General features: G+C 70.6%; 3 protein-coding genes. All 3 read right to left on the reverse strand.

Annotation, left to right across the window (positions count from 1 at the left end; translation table 11 throughout):
- Positions 1–718: amidase (locus IJH84_RS04010; RefSeq protein ID WP_295140307.1), on the reverse strand; the 718-nt coding region annotated here is incomplete at its 3' end.
- 171 nt (positions 719–889) lie between these two features.
- Positions 890–2,197: an MFS transporter gene (locus IJH84_RS04015; protein WP_295140310.1), complete on the reverse strand. Its 1,308-nt coding sequence runs from the start codon at positions 2,195–2,197 to the stop codon at positions 890–892.
- Between the two features lie 205 nt (positions 2,198–2,402).
- Positions 2,403–3,087, reverse strand: a 685-nt coding sequence (locus IJH84_RS04020) for a metal-dependent hydrolase (protein WP_295140315.1), incomplete at its 5' end; no start/stop codon positions are given.

A 3,087-nucleotide genomic window follows, 5' to 3' on the forward strand; every position in this document is an offset into this window, starting at 1 on the left:
CCATGCCGCGGATCGTGTCGAGCACCGCGGCGCTGTCCCGCACCGAACGGGTCAGCACGTGCTCGTGGGCCACCGGTCCCCAGTATTCACCGTGGCCCGGACCTAGCGAGGTGCGCGCCCGCGTGGGCTTGAGCCCCACCAACCCGCAGCAGCTCGCGGGAACCCGGATCGAACCCGCCATGTCGTTGCCGTGCGCGACGGGCGTCATCCCGGCGGCGACCGCGGCGGCCGAGCCGCCGCTGGAGCCACCGGGCGAACGCGACGGATCCCAGGGGTTGCGCGTCGCGCCGTGCGCGAGCGGTTCGGTGGTGACGCTGGTGGCCAGCTCGGGCATGTTGGTCTTGCCGCAGAACACGAACCCTGCCGCGCGGAATCGCGCCGCCAAGTGCGAATCCTCCGGCTCGGTCCAGCCGTGGTCGCGCAGCACCCGCATCCCACCGTGCAACGGGTCGCCAGCGGAGTGGCACACCATGTCCTTCAACAGCATCGGCACCCCGCGGAACGGGCCTGCGGGCAACTGCGCCGATGCGGCCTGTGCCACCGCTTTCTCGAACAGCGGCGTGACGACCGCGTTCAGCGCGCCGTTGGTTCGCTCGATGCGTTCGATGGCCGCCTCGGCGAGTTCCGAGGGTGTGAGCTCGCCCCCGCGCACCAGCTCGGCTTGCTCCGTCGCGTCCAGCCACGCCAGCTCGTCGTCGCGCACCGAGTCACCAGCCATGTCCATCCTTGCCCCCGAGTTCCGATGCCGGTCGCGATCACCTTCGCACAGTTGCCTGCACCGGCTCACGAATCGGCGCGGAAACCCTGCCAGGACAACGGATGGACCCACCTGCCCTGCCGATCACCGGTCCCGCAGCCGCTCGCGGGCGGTCAGCGCGCCGGGCGGCGCTCAGCCGTCCGCTCGGCCCGTCCCGCTTCGACCGGCCGCAGGCATCAGCGCCAGCGCGCCCAGCGACAGCACGCAGCACCCGACGATGTACCAGCTGATGCTCGTGCTGCCTCCGGTGCTGGTCAACAGCGCCGCGGCGATCAGCGGCGCCGGACCGCCCGCGATGACCGACGAGAGCTGGTAACCCAGGCCCGCTCCGCTGTAGCGCACGTTGGTGCCGAAGCTTTCCGCGATCAACGCCGACTGCGGCCCGTACTGGATGTCGTGCACGATCAGCGACACGACGATGCCGATCAGCACCAGCCCGCCGCTGCCGGTGTTCAGCAGCCCGAAGTACGGGAACGCGTACGCAGCCGTGAGCACGATCCCCAGAGCGTAGATGCGCCTGCGCCCGAACCGGTCGGACAAGTGCCCGAACAGCGGGATGGTGATCAGGCCGATGGCCGCCGCGATCAGCGTGTAGTTGAGGATCTGGCTGCGCGGCATGTCCAGCTCGGTCGTGCCGTAGGTCAGCACGAACGTGATGAACAGGTAGAACGGCGCCTGCTCGGACAGCCGGACGAATGCGGCCGTGAGCACCTCCAGCGGGTGGTCCCGCAGCGCCCGCCACACCGGCATCTTCACCACCGCGCGCTGCTGCTTGACCTCGCGGAAGTCCGGGCTCTCCAGCACGCGCAGCCGGATGTAGAGGCCGACCGCGATGAGCACCACGCTGGCCAAGAACGGAATCCGCCAGCCCCAGACCTCGAATGCGTCCCCGGTTGCCGCGCTGACCGCGGCGACGGTGCCGGTGGACAGCAGCAGCCCGATCGGCACGCCCATCTGCGGCCAGCTCGCCATCAGTCCGCGGCGGTTCTGCGTGCCCCATTCCATGGACAGCAGCACCGAACCGCCCCACTCGCCGCCGACCCCGATGCCCTGCAACACGCGGAGCACGACCAGCAGGATCGGAGCGGCGAACCCGATGGTCGCGTGGCTCGGGATCAGACCCATCAACACGGTCGCCACGCCCATCAGCAGCAGCGTGCTGATCAGCGTGGCCTTGCGGCCGATGCGGTCGCCGAAGTGCCCGAACACCGCCGCACCGACCGGCCGGGCGGCGAAGCCGACGAACAGCGTGGCGAACGATTCGAGGATGGCCGTGCTCTCGTCCGAGTGCGGGAAGAACACGCTGGGGAAGATCAGCGCTGCGGTGGTGCTGTAGAGGAAGAAGTCATACCACTCGATGGTCGTGCCGACGACGCTGGCGACGACGGCTCGGCGGCGTTGGGTGCGCGGTGTCTCGTCGATGGCCGGCGTTGCGTCCATGTGCGGCCTCCCTGCCCGGAATGGCCACTGAGGATTGCTCCGCCCGGTTGCTTTGTCAACGTACGAAATCCCCGGTTCAGCACGCGAGGAGCGCGCGGCGCTGCTTCCGCGCTCGGTGCACACCGGCTACGAGCAGTTCAAAGCCGTGATCCGCTGCAGCCACCGGGCCGGTCGAGTTCGCTCCGGTCGCGGCGGAGCAGATCGCTCATCCGGTCAGCAGGGTGCTCAGGTCCGGGAGCACCAGCGCCGCCACCAGCACCAGGCAGATCACCTCGATGACCTGCTCGATGCGCTGGCCGGACCGGGAACCCACCCGCCACCGCAGGTTCTTCGGCAGCACGTGCCCGCGCCGCCAGCGGCTGCCCGCGCACTCCGCCGGTCCCGAGCACTGCGAGCATCGGCGGCGCATCGGCCACGTCCACGGGATTCCGCTGCGGGTGGCGGACTCGCCCGCGGAGTGCACGATCATGCCGACCGCGATGGAAACCCCGGCGTACCAGCCGAGTTCGTCCCCTTCCCCGCCGACGAGCAGCGCGAGCGTGATCACCGCGGCGGCCAGCAGCGCCATCCCGTCCCGATGCGTGCGCAACCGGCGGCGCACCCATCCGGGACCGGAGCGGGACAGCGCCGCGATGCCGGGCGCGAGCACGACGATCAGCGTCGCCATCGTCACCCACGGCGTGACCAGCGCGCCGAGCCCGACGAGCAGTCCGGTGGCGACCGCGAAGACCGGTGTGTGCACCAATCCGCGGTGCTCGCCGTCGCCTTTCGGGTCGTGCGGCAGCCGAGTGCGGGCGTACGCGGCACGGGCCAGGCGTTGGAAGGACTTGCCGACCGCGGCGGTGACCGGGCCGCCGGAGCGGTACGCCGTCGTGCCGTCCGCGTCCAGG

This window comes from Saccharopolyspora sp. (assembly GCF_017434145.1).
Lineage (GTDB): Bacteria > Actinomycetota > Actinomycetes > Mycobacteriales > Pseudonocardiaceae > Saccharopolyspora_C > Saccharopolyspora_C galaxeae.

Excerpts from the sequence above, each read along its gene's own strand:
- IJH84_RS04015 (WP_295140310.1), bottom strand. The coding sequence starts at position 2,197 with ATGGACGCAACGCCGGCCATCGACGAGACACCGCGCACCCAACGCCGC.